Below are 19,925 nucleotides of genomic sequence, written 5' to 3' on the forward strand. Positions count from 1 at the left end.
TTATGCACTCTGAGCAACCTTTGAAAGGTGTGGCGCCCGCTGCACCTCTTTTTAATTTTTTGGGTAAAAGCATCGGCGTACTTTCATCCGTTATGTTGTGTGCGTTAGTCACTTTTGTGTCATTAGAAGTTTTCTTGCGATCGGCATTTGGCTACTCACTTGGTTTTGTTGAAGAAGTGACGGGGTATTTAGTGGTTGCACTCACCTTATTTGGGGCGGCAATGGCTGTGCGAGCAAATTCTTTATTCCAAGTACAAGTGGTGTTTGATGTTTTACCGCTTAAGTTAAGAAGGTTGCTTGGCACGCTATTCACTCTCGTTGCCATTGTTATTTGTGTTGTGTTGGCTTGGAAAACCTTTAGCTTAGTCGAAAGCTCTTTTGGTCGTGGGAAGTTTGCGCCAACCGTATTGCGTACGCCTTTATGGATACCACAAACGCTTTTACCTTTAGGTTTTATTGTCATTGGGGTGTTCCTAATGGAGCATCTCCTTATTCTGTTACGCATGAAAGAAGGCCATAACTAATGGAAGGCATTTTAATATTTGGTCTTCTTGTAGGACTTATTATTGGTGGGATGTGGGTGCAGTTTGCTGTTGCCAGTGCTGGGCTTGCATACCTGTGGGCAATAAAGGGCTTTGCTGGTTGGAAAGCTTTAGGCATAGTAAGTTGGAATTCTGCGAATAGCTTTACTCTTGCTGCTATTCCCTTATTTATTTTAATGGCGGAAATCTTATTAGGGTCAGGATTAAGTTCTCGACTTTACAACGGTGTTTCGCCATTCGTGCGTCGCTTACCCGGTGGTTTGTTGCATACTAATATTGCTGGTAGCGGTATATTCGCTGCCATTTCAGGAGGTAGTGCACCAACAGCGGCGGCGATGTCAACTGTCGCGTTACCAGAGTTGTCATCACGTGGCTATAACGTCCGTTTGGTTTCTGGATCTTTGGCAGCAGGGGGGACCTTAGGGATTTTGATTCCGCCTTCGATCACAATGATCATTTATTCAACCTTTACTGAAACATCCATCGCGCAACTATTTTCCGCAGGTTTATTGCCAGGGATTTTGTTGGCTGTGTTTTATATGGGCTTGATTATGATTCGTTGCATTATGAATCCAAGCTTTGCGCCAGCTGATAAAAGTACGTTAACTTTTAAAGAGCTTTATACCGCCGCGCTGGATGTGCTGCCGTTCTTAATGCTGATCTTTATTGTTTTGGGCAGTATTTATGGTGGTATTGCCACACCAACAGAAGCAGGAGCAGTAGGCGTTTTGGGTGCCATGTTAATTGCGGGCATATACAAACGTTTGAATCTTGCTCTGCTGCAGAATGCGCTATCCCGCACGATCAAAATGAGCGGTAATATCCTGTTCATCGTTTTCACTTCGATGATTTTTGCTTACGCCACAGCCTTGTCTGGAGCGGGTGAAACCTTGGTGAACTACTTACAAGATGCTGATGTTTCACGTATTGCGTTTCTCATTATTGTTATGGTGATCTTTGCTATCTTAGGTTGCTTTATGGAAGGTCTAGGGATGATAGCGATTATTGTACCCGTGATTTTCCCTGCTTTGATCGCATTGGATATTAACCTTATTTGGTTCGGTGTGTTTGTTGTTATTTTGGTAGAGCTGGGGCAGCTCACGCCACCATTGGGGGTGATCTTGTTTGTGGTCGCCAGTTCATCCGAAAAGGTAAAAGTAGAAGATGTCGTTCTAGGGACGCTGCCATTTTTTATTGTGATAGTAGGGTTTCTTTTCCTATTAATGGCGTTTCCTGAGATTGCTTTGTATTTACCCTCATTAACAACAGGTTGATAACATGACGTATCCTCTTCCAGAACCCGCGGTATTTGATGCCGAAGTTTTTACTCAGTTACCTGAATCCTTACGTCGTCCAAATGTGACTTCTTATTGGGCGGCTCGTAATAAACGTGGTGCTACGGTAGATAGTTTCATTGAAGGTCCATCATTTGATCGAGATGGAAATTTATATTTTGTTGATATTCCGTTTGGACGCATTATGCGGGCAGATCTCGCTGGAAATGTTTCGCAAATTGCGGAATACGATGGTCAGCCTAACGGCTTAAAAATCCACAAAGATGGCCGCATTTTTATCGCTGATTTTCAGAATGGCATCATGCAACTTGATCCGAAGACGGGGGACGTTAAGTCTGTCTTGAAGGACTGTGATTCTGAAGGTTTTAAAGGCTGCAATGATTTGCACTTTGGCCCTGATGGTACCCTTTACTTTACGGATCAAGGCCAGACGGGACTGCATGACCCCACTGGTCGAGTATATCGCTGGCAGCCTGATACAGGTGAGTTGACTTGTCTAATTGATACGGCTCCTAGTCCAAATGGCTTGGTATTAGATGTAAACAGTCATGTTTTATATTTGGCGGTAACACGAGCGAATGCTGTATGGCGTTTACCTTTGTCGGAAAGTGGTCGTGTTAACAAAGCAGGCTTATTTTTGCAGTTTAATGGTGGCTGGGCAGGTCCAGATGGTTTAGCTTTGACAGCACAAAATGGTGTCGTTGTTTGTCAAACTGGCATGGGCTTGGTTTGGGTTCACGATAATCTTGGTCGTCCAATTGCCATTGTTCGATCTCCGAAAGGTTTGGGGACGACTAACTGTGCTTTCGGCGGCAAAGATTTACGAACTTTGTTTATTACTGAATCAGATACAGGAACTATCCTGAAAGTGGAGTTTCCACAAGAGTTGAATATTTCAGGACACCCCCTGTATTCAGGTTATATGGGCAGTTAATCATGTGAGCGGTGTGATTTGTACGGGCAAATAACCGTCAAATTGGCCGCTCATGTAGTTGAGCCACCCGTAGGTGATGTTTGGTTTTCATCAAAGATTAAACGTCGGCGCAAATACGGTTTTACCCGGTTTCCATGGGATCTCTTTGGCGAGCCTTGGCACCAAATAACCTGGTAGTTCTGCGGCGACTTTTCCCATGAGTCGCTGGGCATCTTCGATATGGATATCAAAATGCGCTGCACCTTCTACAGGGTCTAGTGTGAACATGTAGTAGGGCAGAATGCCGGCTGCAAAGACCGTTTCACTTAGATTCACTTGGGCTTCTACTGAGTCGTTGATGCCTTTTAATAGGACACCTTGGTTAAGTAAGGTGACCCCCGCTTGCTTGAGCTTAGCCGCCGCTAGAGTGAGCTCATGGTCGACTTCATTGGCATGATTGATGTGCCACACCATCACAATATCGAGCCGAGAGGCTTGAATCCAGTCAATCATCTCTGTGCAGACACGCTCAGGAATCACCACAGGTAAACGGGAATGAATACGCAGTCGTTTGATTTGCGGCAAAGCTTCGAGTTTGCGTACTTTGTTAGCGAGCAGTGCGTCTTTCATCATCAAAGGGTCGCCACCACTTAGGATGATCTCGTTGATTTCAGGGTGATGTTTGACGTAGTCAATGACCGATTGCCATTCTGCCTGGGCCAACTGATTGTCGCCATAAGGAAAGTGACGACGGAAGCAATAGCGGCAATTGACTGCACAGGTCCCTGTAGTGATGACTAACAAGCGACGCTTGTATTTATGCACGATGGCTTTTTGCGGGTTATGATCGGCTTCTTCAAGTGGGTCTTTCGTGTATCCGATGACTTTTTGCATTTCAGCAGCGCTGGGTAGAATCTGCAATAGCAGGGGATCCTGAGGATTACCATATTCCATGCGAGACAAATAAGGGCGAGGCACCAATAATTTGAAACTCTGGTGTGCCTCTACGCCTTGTTGAGCAAGACTTTTTGGCAAGCCTAAATGCTCAACCAGCTCGGGTAATGAGGTGAGCGCCTGTGATAGGTGTTGGGACCAGCTTAAATTCTGATTAGTTTGAATGGGTATCACGTCAAATATCTGCAAAATTATGTTCTTTTGGGTTATGATTGCGCCAACTTATTTTGGCCAATTAGGCCAGTGGCTCTCAGAGATCTTTGCAAACTCTCTTTTTATTGCCCATTAGGGCGTTGAAAAGATGCTAAAAAGAAGTTTGCAGAGATCTTGGGACTGACATGATACGCCAGTCAGAGCTTTTTCTCTAAAAATATACTGTGAGGATGTATGGCTAATATTTCTACCAGCGAAATGCGCAGCGGTTCTAAAGTAATGGTCGACGGTGATCCATGTGCGATTATTGACAACGAACACGTTAAACCAGGAAAAGGCCAAGCCTTTAACCGCATTAAGCTGCGTAACCTAAAAACCGGTCGTGTTTGGGAACGTACTTTTAAATCTGGCGACAGCTTAGAAACCGCGGATGTAATGGACACCGATATGGAGTACTTGTACACCGATGGTGAGTTCTGGCACTTCATGGCAGTAGACGGTTCTTTCGAACAACACGCGGCGGATGAAACCGCTGTGGGAGAGGCTATGAAATGGCTTAAAGAGCAAGAAAAATACGTTGTTACATTGTACAACGGTGCGCCATTGGCTGTGTCTGCGCCTAACTTCATTGAGCTTGAAGTAAAAGAAACGGATCCAGGTGTCAAAGGCGATACGGCTAACGGTGGCTCTAAACCAGCTACTTTAGTAACCGGTGCGGTTGTAAAAGTGCCGTTATTTATCAATATTGGTGAAGTATTGCGTATTGATACGCGTACAGGTGAATACGTTTCTCGCGCCACCGGTAAGTAATTCCTAATTTAGCGCCATCAACATAAAAAAACCTCCGACGGGAAACTATCGGAGGTTTTTTTATGTTGAGTGTTAAGAATATTATTGTTTTGTTTTATGTAAAATAAACCAATAAGCTGATAATGTTTAGTTCCTTAAGTATTTTCATTTTGAGGCTTCTGCGTGACGTTGCAAAGAATTCACACCTTCCGAAGTCGAATCACTATATTAACGGGAGGATTGTTACTGTCTCTCAGTTTAGTACTGGTTACCTCTTCTTATTATGTGGCGTCGACACGCCTCTCTAATGCCAGTGGCGAGTATCTGGTTGGCATTAGCCAGTCTATTTCGAACATGCTTACGGCGAATTTAATAGAGCGTGAGCGAGAGATCATTTTGCTTAGTAAGCGGCTTTCCTTATACCAAAGTGACAACCTGAGTGAATTACAGCAGACCATTGACCAAATAAAAAACTCTTATAAACATTATGCTTGGATAGGCTTTGCCAATGCCGATGGGGTTGTATTGGCGTCGAGTGATGGTTTATTGAAAGGGGCGGATGTTAGTCAACGTCCTTGGTTCATCAATGGACGATCTGGTCCTTTTATTGGAGACCTCCATAAAGCATTATTATTAGAAAGTTTGTTACCAAAACCGGAAGATGGTTCAGCCATTCGTTTTGTGGATTTTTCAGCGCCTGTAATCAATGAAGATGGTAAATTAGAAGGCGTTGTGGCCACCCATGCGAATTGGCTCTGGGCAAAAGAAGTGCTGTCTTCTTCTTTTACTGAAGCGTCTAAAACAAAAGAAATTGACATGTACATTGTTAATAATGATGGTGATGTCTTGTATCCAGACAATCATCTAGGTGATATTTCTGTTCCTACAACATTACCTAAAGATGGCCAATTTGAATCACTTATTTGGCAGGATGGAAAAGATTATCTCACCAGCACAGCGTTTGTTGACTCACCTGAATCGACACATCTGGGCTGGCGTATTGTGGTTCGTCAACCTGTCGCTATCGCCATGTCAACGGTTAACGAGTTGCATAAGCTATTACTAACGCTCGGTATTATATCAACTCTATTTTGTATGATTTTGGCGTATCGGTTAGCTGGGATGTTGAGTTTTCCTTTGGAGCGATTGGCTGGAACGGCAAAGCGTATTCAACAAGGTGATAAAAATGTTACCTTTCAAGAAGATAATCAGTTGCATGAAGTCACCAGTTTGAGCCGTTCACTACAAGACATGATGTTGTCGTTATTGGATCGTGAGCAGACACTGTTGCAATTGAACAGTACTTTAGAAGCTAAAGTACAATCTAGAACGGCGCAATTAGAAGCAACCAATCAATCTTTAAAGGCAATTGTGCGTCAGGATCGCCTTACTCAAGTATATAACCGATTAGCATTAGACGAAGAACTGATAAAGCATTATGAATTAGCACGAGAATCAGGTAACCAATTTGCGATTATCATGGTGGATGCGGACCATTTTAAAAAGATAAATGATCAATATGGACACACTATCGGCGATAAAGTACTTAAGAGAATGGCCGCGGTATTGAAAAATTTGGTTGATAATAGCGGAATAGTTGCACGATTTGGTGGAGAAGAATTTACCGTTTTACTGCCTAATACAGATGTTGAAAACGCTCAGAAAATGGCTGAAATACTGCGCGAACATATAGAAAAAACAGAGATGGCAGATGGTTTATACATTACTGCGAGCTTTGGTGTTGCCATGTACAGCGCAGATGATGACCATTATGAGCAAGTATTAAATCGTGCGGATGCAGCACTGTATAAGGCTAAAGAAACAGGGCGAAACAAAGTTGTTTTTAGTTATTGATGTTGTTCATCCTTACTTGATGGCAAAACGCCTCGATATGTTTGTATCGAGGCGTTTTGATTGTTTTGGGAAAAGGTCATCCACATAAGGGTAAGGTGACGCGTTTGCCCCTCTCTTGAGCAAGTGACTATTTAGTAGAAATTACTTTATCAACTGATAAGGCACCTGCACCGCTGAATAGCAAAGATACAGCGATCACCAAAAGCGTTAACGCGTATTCATAACCGTTGTTTGCCATGAACAAGCCATTTGAAAAATGCACAGAGAAAATGGCTATAAGCATAGTAAAAGCAACCACCGCAGCCGCTGGGCGAACCAGCAAACCGATAACGAGTGCTAAGCCGCCAAAGAATTCGGCGCTACCGGCTAAAAGTGCCATCAAGTAACCCGGCTCTAAACCGATAGAGGCCATCCACTGACCAGTGCCCTCCAAACCATAACCGCCAAAAGACCCAAACAATTTTTGTGCGCCATGTGCCATTAGGATTAAACCTACGGGAATACGCAGAATGGTGCTAGCGATGCCAGACGTTGTGTTAGTAGTTTTTTGAATGAAAGATGCCATATTTATTTACCTCGGTGTGAGTGATGCTCTGCTTAAGTTGTGTGTACTATATATAAAAAAAGAAATAGAGTAACGGAGCTTTTTGAGGTAATTGATCAAAAAAATTGAACATTCACTGAAATGCTGCCTCGGATGCGCTTTTTATTGGTAAATCTCCCTATTTGGTTTAGTTATAAGCAAAAAAGTAGCAGAACTTTCCGTGGTTAGAGTGATAGCGTGTTGATACCTTTCAATAACAATAAGCAGGATAAAACATGTCTCAAACATTAACAGGGAAAGTCGCCGTAGTGACGGGTGGCGCATCCGGAATCGGTCTTGCTAGTGCCGAAGCCATGATGGCCGAAGGCGCACAGGTAGTTATTGTTGACCGAGATGAGTCGGCACTAAAGGCGTTGCAAGACAAACATGGCAGTGCGGTTGTGACCTTAGTGGTGGATTTATTGGATCCTGCCGCGTGCGCAGCCTTGATACCAAACATTTTAGCAAAAACCAACGTCATTGATATTTTTCACGCTAATGCGGGCTTGTATGTGGGCGGAGATCTTGTTGATGCCGAAAATGATGCGATAGATCGTATGCTCAATTTAAACATTAACGTGGTGATGAAAAATGTCCGTGATGTTTTGCCGCATATGATGGAACGAGGCGTGGGCGATATATTAGTCACCAGCTCTTTGGCGGGGCACTATCCGACGCCTTGGGAGCCGGTTTATGCGTCATCGAAGTGGGCGATGAATTGCTTCGTGCAAACCGTACGTCGTCAAGTGGGTCAGCATGGTATTCGTGTTGGCTCGGTATCGCCTGGTCCAGTGATCACGTCGTTATTATCTGATTGGCCAGCAGAGAAACTTGCAGAGGCGAAAGCGAAAGGCAGCTTGATGGATGCCAGCGATGTGGCAGAAGCTTTGATCTTTATGTTAACGCGTCCTCGTCATGTGACGATTCGGGATGTGGTGATGTTGCCGTCGCAATTTGACCTATAACTCGCCATTCGGCTTATGACACTGATCTAAAAGAAAAAGGGAATGACCCACTTGGTCATTCCCTTTTTCGTTTTTACGAAACCGCATGCGAGAAAGTTACAGCTTAACGATCAATTTGCCGGTATTTTTCCCTTCAAATAACAGGTTAATGCCAGTGGTGGCGCTTTCAATGCCTTCAATCACATGAGACTCGATATTTTAATTCGCCTTTGCCTAACATAGCGCCCAGTGCTTGGCCGTATTCTGGAATACGATGGAAATGGTCCGGCATGGTGAAGCCTTGAATAGACAAGCGGCGTTTAATAATGCCGACCCAGCTTGGTCCAGGCGCTGGTTCTGCTTTTTGGTAGTCTGCAATCATACCACATACGGCAATACGTCCATGGGCATTCATGCGTTCAAAAATTGGTCCCTGCGCGGCACCGCCAGTGTTTTCGAAGAACAGGTCAATGCCATTTGGTGTGGCTTGGGTCAGTTGTTCGACAAAATCGGCGTCTTTGTAATTAATCGCATGATCAAAGCCCAGCTCTTTGGTCAACCATTGGCATTTTTCATCCGAACCTGCGACACCAACCACGGTTAAACCAAGGTTTTTCGCCATTTGACCAACAAGAGAACCGACAGATCCTGCCGCGGCAGTGACGATCAGCGTTTGCCCCGCTTCTGGTTTAAGTACTTCAAACACACCGTGATAGGCGGTAATGCCGGGTAGAGCAATAACAGATAAAATCGCTTCGGCAGGCAATTCTTTTGGAATGACGTTTAAACCATTGCCATCACTAATGGCATATTCTGTTAACCCCATTAGCCCCATGACACGAGCACCAACGGGGAATTTTTCATTATTGGAGGCAACCACTTCACCTATGCCACTGGCGCGCATGGTATCGCCTAATTTAACGGGTGGAATATAGCTGTTTTCATCTGGAGATCCATCCAACCACGCATAGCCGGATCGAGAGAAAGATGGGACAGCTTTACCAAGACTTCGCCTGCTGCTGGGCTTGGGATATCTTGAGTGACCATGTCAAAGATATCGGGTGTTATTTCTAATTCAGGGCGTTTTATTAATTTTACGGAACGATATGACATTGTAACGACTCCTTTTCCTAACCAAGTTAGAACCATGTTTTGGGGTGTTTTTCTTGAACTAAAGGTTAGGATTGAAGGAGTAAATGTGCAATTGCTCCAATCTTATTAAGTCTTTGCTTTTATTAAACGGTTGATTATTTCGCATAAGCTGATCAATTGTTGATAAGTACTGTGTTTATCCCCAGTATTTTCCAACGGCCAACCGCAGTTGATGCGGAAGCAATCGTGGTAGAAGTCATGGGTACTGAAGCACGCGCCGCTGCGGATGTCGATGCCCTGTTTATTGGCTTCTTTTTCAAGCTGTACCGCATTTAGGCTGGGGATTTGCACCCACAGTACGATACCGCCTTGTGGTGCGCTGATTTTGGCTTGTTCAGGTAAATGCTCAATCAAACATTGCTGATAATGGTGGATGTGTTGGTTCAAAACCGTACGAATTTTATTCACATGAGAGCGATATTCGCCAGTGTTAATAAACTCCGCCATGCAGGACTGTATCAGCCCGTTCACCCCAAAGCTGGTTAAGGCGTGTTGTTTGAGATAAGGCGTTAAATATCGTCCCGGAATGCACCAACCAAGTCGCAGGCCTGCCGCTAAGGTTTTTGAAAAAGACCCGCACCAAATCACATAACCTTCCTTGTCCCAATATTTGGCGGGTAGTGTTTGCTGTTTTTGGTGGCTTAATTCGAAATACACATCGTCTTCTATCATAGGCGTTTTGTATTGTGCAGCGAGTTTGGCTAAAGCTTGTTTTTGCTCAACGGGCAGCGTCATACCCGTTGGATTCATATTTGAGGTGCTAAACAGTGAGGCTTTAATCAATCCTTCTTGCATTAAGGTTTCTAGATGGTCCAAATCCAAGCCTTGGTCACTAATAGGAATTTCAATTACGTTGCGAGACAGGGCGCTGAGCAAATCGAGTAAACCACTAAAACAGGGCGAACTAATGGCAATGGTGTCGCCTTCTTTGGTCACGCTTTCTATCGCCAGTCTTACCGCATCGATACAGCCATTGGTAATGACAAAGTCTGCGGCTGAAAAGGCGAGATTGTGATGACGAAAATGCTCGGCTAGCGCACTTCTTAACCCCTTGTCGCCTTGTGTCTCTGGATATTGAAACAGATGTTTTTCGGCTCTTTGGGTGACACGTTTAATGCTGCGTTGCAGTGCGACGCTCGGTTGTAACTCTGGCGCAATCATTGAGGTACCGAGCGGACTAAAAAGCGCCGAGGCTGGGTTATAGCCATTGAGTGGCGCGAAGCGTTTTGGGTCCCGTTGTTCAATACTTCTGATGTCTAGGCTGGGGAATGTTGTGGCTTCGAGTTGATTGGCAACAAAATAGCCAGACTGAGGCTGCGCATAAATCCAACCAGTTTGCTGCAGGTAATCGTAGGTTTTAGTCGCTGTTGTCATGCTCACTTGATGCTGCTTTGCCATGGTTCGTAACGCTGGCAAACGACTTCCGGCAGGCAGTCGTTGTGCTTGTATGTCGTCGATATAATGCTGAGCAAGTGTTTCGTAAAGCGCCATAACCTCTCCAAAAGTGTTTCCCTTCTCTAAATTGTACTCTTATTTTTATGAAAAATTGAATCTGTGTTCTTTTTTGTTTCCTAGTGATACTAGCGGCAATGTTGAGTCAGTGTGGTGCTTCTTCTCGAAACTAGCGCTTACCGCATCGAAACATGGTGTTTATTGGAATGTTGCGATACGCATAATTTACTAGAAAATTTAGGAACGAATGATGAAACTACGAGACTTTGGGTTGCTGTTTGCCTTGATGGCGTTATGGGGATTGAATTTCAGTGTGATCAAGCTGGGTGTGAACAGTGTTCATCCTTTAGTGCTCACTGCGTTAAGATTCAGCTTTGCGGTTTTTCCGCTGATCTTTTTTATTAAAAAGCCAGATGCGCCGTGGCGTTATTTGATCGCTTATGGTTTATCTTTTGGTGTCGGCGTATGGGGATTAACGACCTTATCAATTGGTGCGGGTGTTTCGGCTGGAATGGCGTCTTTGTTATTGGATATGAGTGTTGTCAGTAGCTTGCTGGTGGGTTGGCTATTTTTAAACGAAACCATTACTCGCAATAAGCTACTGGGCGCTGGATTGGCATTACTTGGATTGGCTTTGATTATGCAAGCTGATGGTGGCTCGGTGACAGGTAAAGGTTTGGTGTTGGTATTGATGGCGTCGGTTTTTTGGAGTGTGAATGGCTTGATTGTAAAGCGCGCAAACACCAAAGCGATTTTTGCTTTTAACATCTGGGGAATGGTGTTTGCACCTTTGCCTCTATTGTTTCTGGCAGTAATTTCTGAAGGTGCACACGTGATTACTGAATTGCCGAATCAATTTACATCTTGGACGTTATTTTCGGTGCTGTTCCAAGCTTACCCGACAACATTATTGGGTTACTGGTTTTGGAATAAAATGATCATGACATACTCGGTTTCGAGTGTCGCGCCGATGACATTATTAGTACCTGTGTTTGGTATCTTAGGTGGCTATTGGTTTTACAATGAGCCTATTGAACCGAGTCAGGTAATAGCGGCGGTGTTGATTTTATTGGGGTTGTTTGTGGGGCAAATGGCAATGCCGAAATTGAGTTTCTTGAAAAGACTGAGAGGTGATTCATGCAAGAAATCCACTATGTTTTGATATTAATTGGTGCTTTTGTCGCTATGGCTAGTCCTGGGCCTGCGACCTTGTCGATTGCATCGACATCAATGAATCAAGGGCGATTGCAAGGTTTAGCGTTGGCATCTGGAATACTAACAGGCTCGGTATTTTGGTCTTGTTCAGCGGCCTTTGGTTTAGGTGCTGTGCTGTACGCGAATGTCTGGCTATTCGAAAGCTTACGGTATGTTGGCGCAGTCTATTTATTATTCTTAGCGTACAAATCTTGCCGTTCAGCAATGACGAATAAATCGGATACGAGCAAAATGTTGGCCACGCTAGAAACCAAACCAATGTCTTCGCGCGCTGCTTATTTTCGTGGTTTAGCCATTCATTTAACCAATCCTAAAGCTATTTTGTTTTTAGGATCGCTATTCGCTATGGGAATGCCGAGTTCGGTTTCCACCCAAGGTTTGTTGTCTGTGATTGTCCTATTAACGATTCAAAGTGCCTGCATAAATTTGGGCTACGCTGTGTTGTTTTCGAACCCAAGAATTCGCCAAGGCTATTTCAAAATGAAACGCGGCTTTGATGCTGCCTTCGCGCTGATGTTTGGCACAGCGGGCATTAAAATATTGTTGAGTAAAGTGAATATGTAACACCGTATTTGTTATCATGTACTTTATTTTTCAGAGTGCTTTTCTATGTACGACGCTTCTTTGTGGCAACCCAGCGCGGATCTCTCGATTTTGCAAAAGCGTGCGCAGTTACTAAAAGCCATTCGCGCTTTTTTCGATTCTCGTGAAGTGATGGAGGTGGATACTCAGTGTCTGTCTCTGGGCAGTATTACGGATCCACACATTGAAGTATTAACCAGTCACACGCGTTCCCAAGGTCAAGATCTGACCTATTACCTACAAACCTCGCCGGAGTTCGCGATGAAGCGGTTATTGTGCGCGGGTTCTGGTTCTATTTATCAATTAGGGAAGGTGTTTCGCGCGGAAGAAATCGGCCGCCGCCACAGCATTGAATTTACTATGTTAGAATGGTACCGAGTCGGTTTTGATCATTGGCAGTTGATGGATGAGATCCAAAATCTGCTGTCTGTGTTATTGGGTGATGCTTCGTTGACTTGTGAACGACTCAGTTATCAAATGGCATTTTTACGTCACACGGGATTGGATCCTTTCACCGCGACATTGTTCCAGTTACAAGAATGTGCTCATGAACACACAGAATACGGCTTACAGGAAGATGATCGCGATACCTTGCTTGAGTTACTTTTTTCTAGTGTAGTTGAGCCTGCTATTGGTAAATACGTCCCTTGTTTTATTCACAGTTATCCCGCTTCGCAGGCGGCACTTGCCAAAACTCATTTTGATGAAAAAGGGCAGTTGGTCGCAGCGCGATTTGAACTTTATTGGCAAGGAATGGAGCTGGCAAATGGCTATCATGAACTAACCGATGCTAAAGAGCAGGCAAGACGTTTTGCAGAAGACAAAGCAACACGTCAGGAAATGCGTTTGTCGCCCCGACAGTTTGATGAACGATTGATTACGGCTTTAGGTAAAGGTTTACCGGATTGTGCGGGCGTGGCGTTAGGTGTGGATCGTTTGTTGATGTTAATGTGTCATAAGTCACATATTGCTGAGGTCTTGCCCTTTGCTCACGCGAGAGCCTAATCATGTTGCGACAAGCTGAGAGCGCTAATAACAATAAGGTATTTTAGGTGAGAGTCTTGAAAGAACAGTACGCTTTTAGAATGAGATGGCTTTTTTCATCTAAGCAGTTAATTTGGCTTTATCTAAGTGCTTTTTTGATTGTCGTTTTGTTGATTTGGAAAGGTGGCGAAGCTCTACGTAACCAGCAAATTAAAGCCTTACGTATCGACTCTTTCGAGCAATTGAATCAGCTTGCTAGTGTGCTTGAGAGTGCCATTGCTAAGTATCAGCACATGCCAACTCTGTTGGCCTCGAACGATAGGGTAAAAAAGGCGCTGCGTGATGGCCTGGAATCTGACATTAATCAGCTTAATCGTGAACTTGAGCAAATCAACCGCATCACCGAAGCCTCAGACAGCTATATTTTAAACACAGATGGCTTAACCATTGCGGCGTCGAATTATCGAGAAGAGACCAGCTTTGTTGGCGGCAATTTCTCTTTCCGTCCTTATTTTAAAGACGCTATTCAAGGCAAACCAGGGCGTTATTATGCGCTTGGCACCACGTCTAACCGTCGTGGTTATTATTTTTCTTATCCTGTTTATGAAGGCAGTTCGATCATTGGTATTGCAGTTGTTAAAGTAGATTTAACGCAATTTGAAAAACGTTTTACCAACCAAAACTTCGAGTTTTTACTGTTAGATCCCGACAATATTGTGTTCAGTAGCTCTCGTCCTAATTGGCTGTATCGAGTGTTAGGGGAGCTATCCCACATTGAGTTACAACGTATTGCTGATTCACAGCGTTACTTTGGACAGTCGATTGAAAAGCTAGCCATCGTTTACCAAAAGCCGTTTGATGAAAAGTCACAGATTGTTGATGTGTTGGAAAACACCGTAACGGACGGTAAAGAGGAATTGCAGCGGCTATCTTTTTTAAGAATGAGTCGTCCTATTCGGTTGTTGGATTTCCAAATATCCATTTTGGCGCCGCTGAAAATTATCAACGAGGAAATTTCTCTATGGCGGACGATTTTCGCGGGTGGCGTCACTATTACGGCCTTATTGTTTGGTCTGGCAATGCTGCGTCGTCGAATGCTCAGAGAACGTTCCGATGCCAATGAAATGACACGCCATAACCAAGCGTACATTCGTGAAGTCATCCAAAATACGCAAGCGGGCTTGGTGACCTTGGATGAACATCACAAAATAGAATCTTTTAATCCGGCGGTAGAAAAGTTAGTAGGTCGCCCATTAGCTCCCTTAGTCGGGCAGCCACTGGGGAGATTATTTCAACCTGATGAACAAGATTCTACCGTACTCTCTTCTCATGTAGACTTTTGGGATGCTGCTAATGATTTGGGTATTAAAGTGCTGACTCGGGAAGGACATTTATGCTACTCCGATCAGACCGTTCCTGTGGAAATGACCTTGTGTAAAATGCAGTTACCAAATCGGTTGAGTTATTTGGTCACTTTTCATGATATGACCGAGCGTAAACGGTACGAGCAAGACATTACCCAAGCGCGAATAGAATTAGAAGAGCGAGTAAAAGAACGTACTGTTGAATTAGAGGGGGCCAATACTCGATTGCGACATGAGATAGAAGAGCATAAAGGTACGCAACGGGAGTTGATTCAAACCGCGAAGTTAGCGGTATTAGGACAATTAAGTGCCGGGCTAAATCATGAGTTGAACCAGCCTTTGACGGCGATTCGAGCCTTTGCCGGAAACGGTTTGAAGTTTTTAGATCGTGGTCAATACGAACAAGCCCACACGAATTTGCAGCACATTAGTCAATTAGGTCATCACATGGGAGATATTATCGCGCGTTTTAAAGTCTTTGCGCGCAAAGGTGATGTTCATCAAGGGCCTATTGCTGTGCAAACTGCGATAATGGGCGCATTGAAAATTATGGGTCCACGTTACAAAGAAGTGGGTATCGAGTTGTTGGTGACAGAAGATCAGGGCTTTATCGTCAATGGTGATATGGTTTTTTTAGAGCAAGTCTTAGTGAATTTATTAGCCAATGCCGCTGATGCGATCTTAGAGGCATCGGACAGCCCAAAATGTGTTTGTATCGAGCAAACATGCGAGGAAAACCAAGTTGTTATTTGCGTTCAAGATTCGGGTAACGGTTTGAGTGATGAGGCGATTCGACACCTGTTCGAGTCCTTTTTACGTCTAAATCGTCCGGTTTAGGATTGGGATTAGGCTTGTCGATTAGCCAACGTATTGTTGAAGCAATGGGTGGGCAAATTAGTGCCAAAAATCGAGACTCAGGAGGCGCTGAGTTTTGTGTTAGGCTACCTCGTTTTAATCACCAATCGTCCCAGTCTCTTCCTAGAGAGTGTAAAGAGGAAATCTAATGCCGGACAGCAAGCAAGTACTTTTAATTGATGATGAGCAAGCGGTTCGTATGGCCATTTCTCAGACCTTGCAGCTTGAAGATTTTCAAGTTCTTGAGTTTGCTTCGGCACAAGGTGTGGTGGAAAGGTTGTCTTTAGATTGGTCTGGCGTGATTGTTAGTGATATTAACCTGCCGGGCAAAAGTGGCTTGGAATTGTTTGAAGAAGTTAAAAAGATTGACGCAGAAATCCCTTTTATTTTGATCACAGGTCACGGTGATATTAGCATGGCGGTGAGTGCTATTCGTGATGGCGCTTATGATTTTATTGAAAAGCCCTTTTCCAATGAAGATTTCCTTGAGGTGGTACGTCGCGCTTCAGAAAAACGTCGCTTAACTTTAGAAAACCGTAATTTACGTTTAGAACTGGTGGCGCAGAATGCCCCTGGCCCACGGATTATCGGCAATACACCGGGAATACATCGCTTGCGTCAGGCGCTATTGCATGTGGCGGATACCGGTGCGGATATTTTGATTCAAGGAGAAACGGGTACAGGCAAAGAATTGGTAGCGCGTTACATTCATGAACACAGTTCTCGTCGAGGTCGAACATTTGTGGCAATCAACTGTGGTGCTGTGCCGGATTCGATTATGGAGTCAGAACTCTTTGGTCATGAAAAAGGTGCCTTTACCGACGCTAAAGCCCAACGTATTGGTAAACTTGAGCATGCTAATGGCGGCACGCTTTTCTTAGATGAAATTGAAAGCATGCCCATGTCTATGCAAATTCGTTTATTGCGGGTTTTGGAAGAGCGTCGCTTAGAGCGTTTGGGTTCTAACACAGCGATTGATCTGGACCTGCGCATTTTAGCCGCCACTAAAGTGGATTTAAAACAACTGAGCGAAAGTGGAACGTTTCGTGAAGACTTGTATTACCGGCTTAATGTTGTGCGTGTTGACATTCCTCCTCTACGGGAGCGCAAAGATGATATTTCTCTGTTGTGGCAACATTTCTGTCTGGTCGCTATTGCGCAATACAAACGTGAATCGGAACCACTGTCTGCTGCGCGTATGCACAGTTTGTTAAGTTATGATTGGCCAGGAAATGTGCGGGAGCTACGTAACCTTGCTGAGCGTTATGTGCTGATGGGTGAGGCGGGTTCGTTTGAGTTTGACCAGATCATTATCAATGAAAACAATCCTGGTGTAATGACGCTACCAGAACAGATAGAACGCTTTGAAAAAACCTTATTGGAACAAGAACTGCTGCGTCAAAAAGGCTCCATCAAAGATACTATGGATGCGCTTGGGCTACCGCGCAAAACCCTCTACGATAAAATGCGTAAATACGGTTTGGATAAAGATATTTATAAACAATAATAGACGCTTTGGTATAGTCTATATTACTAAGACTAATGGGCTTGTTGAGATTTCTACGGCCCATTTTGTTATTCTATCAGCCGCCCCATTTTGCTGACTTTTTTGCCGATTGTATGACTTTATCTGCGCTATTGTTTGAGCAAGTATCGCCACCTATCTTTTTCTTCTTGTTCTTGTTTCTGGAATGACCTCTTTTTTTACGGCGAGCTTTGGTGCTGGTGGTGGGGTGATGTTACTAGGGGTAATGGCGCAGGTCTTGCCACCGCAATTCATTATTCCTCTGCATGGTGTCGCGCAGTTAGGATCGAACGCTGGACGCGCTGCCATGAGTTGGCGGCATATTGATTGGAAGCTGATAGGGGCTTTTTTACCTGGTGCCTTGCTGGGAGCTTTTATTGGCAGCTTGGTTTTAGTAGCGTTACCCGCCGCCATCATGTATTTGACCATTGCCTTATTTATTCTGTATCTGTGTTGGGGACCTAAGTTGCCTAAGATGGTGTTGGGAACATGGGGAAGCATGATTGCGGGTAGTGTGACGACCTTTATTACGCTTTTTGCTGGAGCAACAGGGCCTTTAGTCGCAGCGTTTGTTAAACAAATTCACGCGGATCGCTTTCGGACTGTGGCAACGTTTGCCATGGCGATGTCGTTACAGCATATTTTAAAGGTCGCCGTGTTTGAAGCTGCTGGTTTTCCTCTTGGTGCGTGGTTACCTCTATTAGCTTGTATGATTCTGAGTGGCGCTTTGGGTACTTGGATCGGGCTGAAATTACTAAAACGCATGCCTGATCGTTATTTTCATCGTATTTTTAATCTAGTGTTGACGCTCATGGCGTTAAGGTTAATCTGGCAGTCCTTTGCCTTAATGATATAACGAGCTTAGTGCTAATCTCCTGGTGCTCAATCTCCCAGTACTAGGCCTTCTCGTCTTGGGTCGGCGCCGCCGAGCAAGGTATTATTATCGATGACGATTCCTTGTATCCCAGAGTTCAAATCTTGTATCGATACTTTGAAGCCCATATCGGTAAGGGGGTTTTCTAACGCCGTCGCTTGAGTACCCTTTTCAAGATTGAAGGTGCCAAATTGATTAAGCATATTAGGCAGTGAAATCGCTTCTTGTATGTCCATTCCCCATTCAAGGTGTGCGATCAATGTTTTAGCCACGTAACCTATTATGCGAGAACCGCCGGGAGAACCAACGACCAAGTAAGGTTTATCATCTTTCATGACTATGGTAGGAGACATGGAAGAACGAGGGCGTTTACCAGGTTCCAAACGGTTGGCAATGGGATAGCCATCTTGGTAGGTTTTAAAAGAAAAATCGGTTAATTCGTTGTTTAGCAAAAAGCCGTTTGCCATCAGATGGGAGCCAAAACCATTTTCAATGGTGGTTGTGACGGAGACCGCGTTGCCTTCTTTGTCGACAATAGAAATATGACTGGTTGAAGGCAACTCAAGCGATATATCGTCTGCTTGTTTAATAGGGTGTCGCCATTCAGGCTCCCCAGCAGACACAGAGGTTAAGGCTTTTCCTGGGGTGATTAATTTCGCCCGTTCGGCAAGGTAGCTTTTATCTAATAAACCTTGTGGCATGGGCACAAAATCAGTGTCTGCTATGTAACGGCCACGATCGGCAAAGGCAAGACGAGAGGCATCGCCGATAATCTGCCACGCTTCAGGCGAATTGGCCCCTAATTTAGCAAGATCAAATTGCTCGGTAATCCCCAATATTTGCCCAACCGTTAAGGCGCCGGAACTTGGTGGTCCCATGCCGCAAATGTCATACTCTTTGTAAGGCAAGCACACTGGAGCACGCTCTTTTACGCGATAGCTGGTAAAGTCTTTTTCTGATAACACACCGGGATTATCTAAAGCCCCGCGCACTTGAGAAATAATATTTTGGGCAATTTGTCCATTATAAAACTCATCAGCACCATAGGTGGCTAAGGTCCGTAAAGTTGTATAGTACTGGGTGTTTTGTAAACGGCTACCTGCTTCGACAGGTGTATCATCAAGATTAAAGAAATACGCTTTGGTTTCTGGGTAGCGTGATAAGCGCTCTGCACTTTCTTTGATGGCACCGGCTAAGCGTGGTGAGACAATAAAGCCTTCTTGAGCGAGTTTTTCCGCTGGGGCCAGCAGATCAGCCCATGGCATTTTGCCATAGCGAGTGTGAAGTTCTCCCATCAGTTTGACTGTACCAGGAGTTCCGACAGAACGACCACCTACAACCGCGTCGTAGAATGCAAGTGGTTTACCGTTTTCATCTTGAAAAAGCTCTGGTGTCGCTTCTTGTGGTGCAGTTTCTCGACCATCAAAGGTGGTGAGTTTTTTATTTGCCGCATCATAATAAACGACAAACGCGCCGCCGCCCAAGCCTGAAGATTGTACTGACTAGCCCTAGTACCATTTGTACAGCAACCAATGCATCAATTGCTGAGCCTCCTGCTTTTAGTACGTCGTAACCCGCTTTACTTGCCTCTGGATTGGCTGTGGCGACCATGAACTCTTTCGCTTTGGTCAGTGTTTTCTCTTCTATTCCACTGGCGCTCTCCGGGGCCATTGGGTCGACTGCCTGTGCCTCAGCAAGCAGGTCTTGGCTTGCTATAAAAAGAGGGATTGAGCATAAGATGTGTAACCAGCGTTTCTTAGGCGTCATAAAAATCCTTATTGATGAGAATGAAAGATAAATAGCGTATTTTCATCAGAACAAAAAAATTCAACTTAGTGAAGCCATAAAATCAATAGTGCTGTGATTTTAGCGAAAAGAAAGCGAAATGTTCGCGT

The 19,925-nt window shown here is 44.5% G+C and carries 18 protein-coding genes and 1 pseudogene; 12 read left to right on the top strand and 7 right to left on the bottom strand.

The genetic code is table 11. The features are described from left to right. The first annotated feature begins 2 nt into the window (after positions 1-2). Genes ONZ52_RS08905 through ONZ52_RS08915 form a run of 3 tightly spaced genes read left to right on the top strand, consistent with a single transcriptional unit; the run spans position 3 to position 2,771 of the window. On the top strand, positions 3-524 hold the full coding sequence (locus tag ONZ52_RS08905; protein ID WP_265218276.1) for a TRAP transporter small permease: 522 nt from the start codon (positions 3-5) through the stop codon (positions 522-524). Then, a complete protein-coding gene (locus ONZ52_RS08910; protein WP_265218277.1) occupies positions 524-1,816 on the top strand; it encodes a TRAP transporter large permease in 1,293 nt (430 codons plus the stop codon). Before ONZ52_RS08905 ends, ONZ52_RS08910 begins: the two co-directional genes overlap by 1 nt. A gap of 4 nt (positions 1,817-1,820) precedes the next feature. After that, positions 1,821-2,771 carry an SMP-30/gluconolactonase/LRE family protein gene (locus ONZ52_RS08915; protein WP_265218278.1) on the top strand — a complete coding sequence of 317 codons (951 nt, stop codon included), beginning with the start codon at positions 1,821-1,823 and terminating at the stop codon, positions 2,769-2,771. Between the two features lie 90 nt (positions 2,772-2,861). Here ONZ52_RS08915 and epmB read toward each other — a convergent pair whose 3' ends face one another. Next, entirely contained in the window at positions 2,862-3,878 is a 1,017-nt protein-coding gene (epmB, locus tag ONZ52_RS08920; protein ID WP_428981174.1) for an EF-P beta-lysylation protein EpmB, read from the bottom strand. Between the two features lie 213 nt (positions 3,879-4,091). Between epmB and efp the strand changes: the two genes are divergently transcribed. Together efp and ONZ52_RS08930 are read left to right on the top strand one after the other, a co-directional pair. After that, complete coding sequence (efp, locus tag ONZ52_RS08925) at positions 4,092-4,667, top strand: elongation factor P (RefSeq protein ID WP_265218280.1); 576 nt, start codon at positions 4,092-4,094, stop codon at positions 4,665-4,667. Positions 4,668-4,829: 162 nt separating this feature from the next. Beyond that, positions 4,830-6,500, top strand: a complete 1,671-nt coding sequence (locus ONZ52_RS08930) for a diguanylate cyclase (RefSeq protein WP_265218281.1) — start codon at positions 4,830-4,832, stop codon at positions 6,498-6,500. Between the two features lie 127 nt (positions 6,501-6,627). Here the strand turns inward: ONZ52_RS08930 and ONZ52_RS08935 are convergent, their stop codons facing one another. After that, positions 6,628-7,065, bottom strand: coding sequence for a DoxX family protein (locus ONZ52_RS08935; RefSeq protein WP_265218282.1), 438 nt, complete (start codon positions 7,063-7,065; stop codon positions 6,628-6,630). A 254-nt stretch (positions 7,066-7,319) separates the two neighbouring features. Here ONZ52_RS08935 and ONZ52_RS08940 point away from each other — a divergent pair, with 254 nt between their 5' ends. Continuing rightward, entirely contained in the window at positions 7,320-8,048 is a 729-nt protein-coding gene (locus ONZ52_RS08940) for an SDR family oxidoreductase (RefSeq protein WP_111607087.1), read from the top strand. Between the two features lie 175 nt (positions 8,049-8,223). Here ONZ52_RS08940 and ONZ52_RS08945 read toward each other — a convergent pair whose 3' ends face one another. From ONZ52_RS08945 to ONZ52_RS08950, 3 genes are all read right to left on the bottom strand, one after another. Then, positions 8,224-8,931 carry an NADP-dependent oxidoreductase gene (locus tag ONZ52_RS08945; protein WP_321160292.1) on the bottom strand — a complete coding sequence of 236 codons (708 nt, stop codon included), beginning with the start codon at positions 8,929-8,931 and terminating at the stop codon, positions 8,224-8,226. 8 nt (positions 8,932-8,939) lie between these two features. Next, positions 8,940-9,140 carry a hypothetical protein gene (locus ONZ52_RS24675; protein ID WP_321160293.1) on the bottom strand — a complete coding sequence of 67 codons (201 nt, stop codon included), beginning with the start codon at positions 9,138-9,140 and terminating at the stop codon, positions 8,940-8,942. 105 nt (positions 9,141-9,245) lie between these two features. Further along, entirely contained in the window at positions 9,246-10,670 is a 1,425-nt protein-coding gene (locus ONZ52_RS08950; protein ID WP_265218283.1) for an aminotransferase-like domain-containing protein, read from the bottom strand. A gap of 208 nt (positions 10,671-10,878) precedes the next feature. On the opposite strand from ONZ52_RS08950, the gene ONZ52_RS08955 reads away from it, so the two are divergent. The 6 genes and pseudogenes from ONZ52_RS08955 to ONZ52_RS08980 all read left to right on the top strand — a co-directional run bounded on the left by ONZ52_RS08955 (position 10,879) and on the right by ONZ52_RS08980 (position 18,012). After that, a complete protein-coding gene (locus ONZ52_RS08955; RefSeq protein ID WP_265218284.1) occupies positions 10,879-11,793 on the top strand; it encodes an EamA family transporter in 915 nt (304 codons plus the stop codon). Beyond that, on the top strand, positions 11,769-12,410 hold the full coding sequence (locus ONZ52_RS08960) for a LysE family translocator (RefSeq protein WP_265218285.1): 642 nt from the start codon (positions 11,769-11,771) through the stop codon (positions 12,408-12,410). Before ONZ52_RS08955 ends, ONZ52_RS08960 begins: the two co-directional genes overlap by 25 nt. A 45-nt stretch (positions 12,411-12,455) precedes the next feature. Next, positions 12,456-13,433, top strand: coding sequence for an EF-P lysine aminoacylase EpmA (gene epmA / locus ONZ52_RS08965; protein WP_265218286.1), 978 nt, complete (start codon positions 12,456-12,458; stop codon positions 13,431-13,433). Positions 13,434-14,536: 1,103 nt separating this feature from the next. After that, positions 14,537-15,780 (top strand): annotated as a pseudogene (locus ONZ52_RS25595) (PAS domain-containing sensor histidine kinase). Further along, complete coding sequence (locus ONZ52_RS08975) at positions 15,780-17,138, top strand: sigma-54-dependent transcriptional regulator (RefSeq protein WP_111638879.1); 1,359 nt, start codon at positions 15,780-15,782, stop codon at positions 17,136-17,138. Before ONZ52_RS25595 ends, ONZ52_RS08975 begins: the two are co-directional and overlap by 1 nt. Positions 17,139-17,283: 145 nt before the next feature. Beyond that, positions 17,284-18,012: a sulfite exporter TauE/SafE family protein gene (locus tag ONZ52_RS08980; protein ID WP_265219377.1), complete on the top strand. Its 729-nt coding sequence runs from the start codon at positions 17,284-17,286 to the stop codon at positions 18,010-18,012. Between the two features lie 26 nt (positions 18,013-18,038). On the opposite strand, the gene ggt is transcribed toward ONZ52_RS08980, so the two are convergent. Together ggt and ONZ52_RS08990 are read right to left on the bottom strand one after the other, a co-directional pair. Next, complete coding sequence (gene ggt, locus ONZ52_RS08985; RefSeq protein WP_265218287.1) at positions 18,039-19,514, bottom strand: gamma-glutamyltransferase; 1,476 nt, start codon at positions 19,512-19,514, stop codon at positions 18,039-18,041. Continuing rightward, on the bottom strand, positions 19,483-19,797 hold the full coding sequence (locus ONZ52_RS08990; protein ID WP_265218288.1) for a hypothetical protein: 315 nt from the start codon (positions 19,795-19,797) through the stop codon (positions 19,483-19,485). Before ONZ52_RS08990 ends, ggt begins: the two co-directional genes overlap by 32 nt. Positions 19,798-19,925: the final 128 nt, after the last annotated feature.

Source organism: Marinomonas rhodophyticola, assembly GCF_026113935.1.
Classification (GTDB): domain Bacteria; phylum Pseudomonadota; class Gammaproteobacteria; order Pseudomonadales; family Marinomonadaceae; genus Marinomonas; species Marinomonas rhodophyticola.

What these genes read in the sequence shown, in the direction of transcription:
- ONZ52_RS08945 (WP_321160292.1), bottom strand. Translation starts at nt 8,931, where the DNA reads ATGCGCGCCAGTGGCATAGGTGAAGTGGTTGCCTCCAATAATGAAAAA.
- efp (WP_265218280.1), top strand. Translation starts at nt 4,092, where the DNA reads ATGGCTAATATTTCTACCAGCGAAATGCGCAGCGGTTCTAAAGTAATG.
- ONZ52_RS08990 (WP_265218288.1), bottom strand. Translation starts at nt 19,797, where the DNA reads ATGACGCCTAAGAAACGCTGGTTACACATCTTATGCTCAATCCCTCTT.
- ONZ52_RS08955 (WP_265218284.1), top strand. Translation starts at nt 10,879, where the DNA reads ATGATGAAACTACGAGACTTTGGGTTGCTGTTTGCCTTGATGGCGTTA.
- ONZ52_RS08960 (WP_265218285.1), top strand. Translation starts at nt 11,769, where the DNA reads ATGCAAGAAATCCACTATGTTTTGATATTAATTGGTGCTTTTGTCGCT.
- epmA (WP_265218286.1), top strand. Translation starts at nt 12,456, where the DNA reads ATGTACGACGCTTCTTTGTGGCAACCCAGCGCGGATCTCTCGATTTTG.
- ONZ52_RS08905 (WP_265218276.1), top strand. Translation starts at nt 3, where the DNA reads ATGCACTCTGAGCAACCTTTGAAAGGTGTGGCGCCCGCTGCACCTCTT.
- ONZ52_RS08915 (WP_265218278.1), top strand. Translation starts at nt 1,821, where the DNA reads ATGACGTATCCTCTTCCAGAACCCGCGGTATTTGATGCCGAAGTTTTT.
- ONZ52_RS08975 (WP_111638879.1), top strand. Translation starts at nt 15,780, where the DNA reads ATGCCGGACAGCAAGCAAGTACTTTTAATTGATGATGAGCAAGCGGTT.
- ONZ52_RS08950 (WP_265218283.1), bottom strand. Translation starts at nt 10,670, where the DNA reads ATGGCGCTTTACGAAACACTTGCTCAGCATTATATCGACGACATACAA.
- ONZ52_RS08940 (WP_111607087.1), top strand. Translation starts at nt 7,320, where the DNA reads ATGTCTCAAACATTAACAGGGAAAGTCGCCGTAGTGACGGGTGGCGCA.
- ONZ52_RS24675 (WP_321160293.1), bottom strand. Translation starts at nt 9,140, where the DNA reads ATGTCATATCGTTCCGTAAAATTAATAAAACGCCCTGAATTAGAAATA.
- ONZ52_RS08910 (WP_265218277.1), top strand. Translation starts at nt 524, where the DNA reads ATGGAAGGCATTTTAATATTTGGTCTTCTTGTAGGACTTATTATTGGT.
- ONZ52_RS08935 (WP_265218282.1), bottom strand. Translation starts at nt 7,065, where the DNA reads ATGGCATCTTTCATTCAAAAAACTACTAACACAACGTCTGGCATCGCT.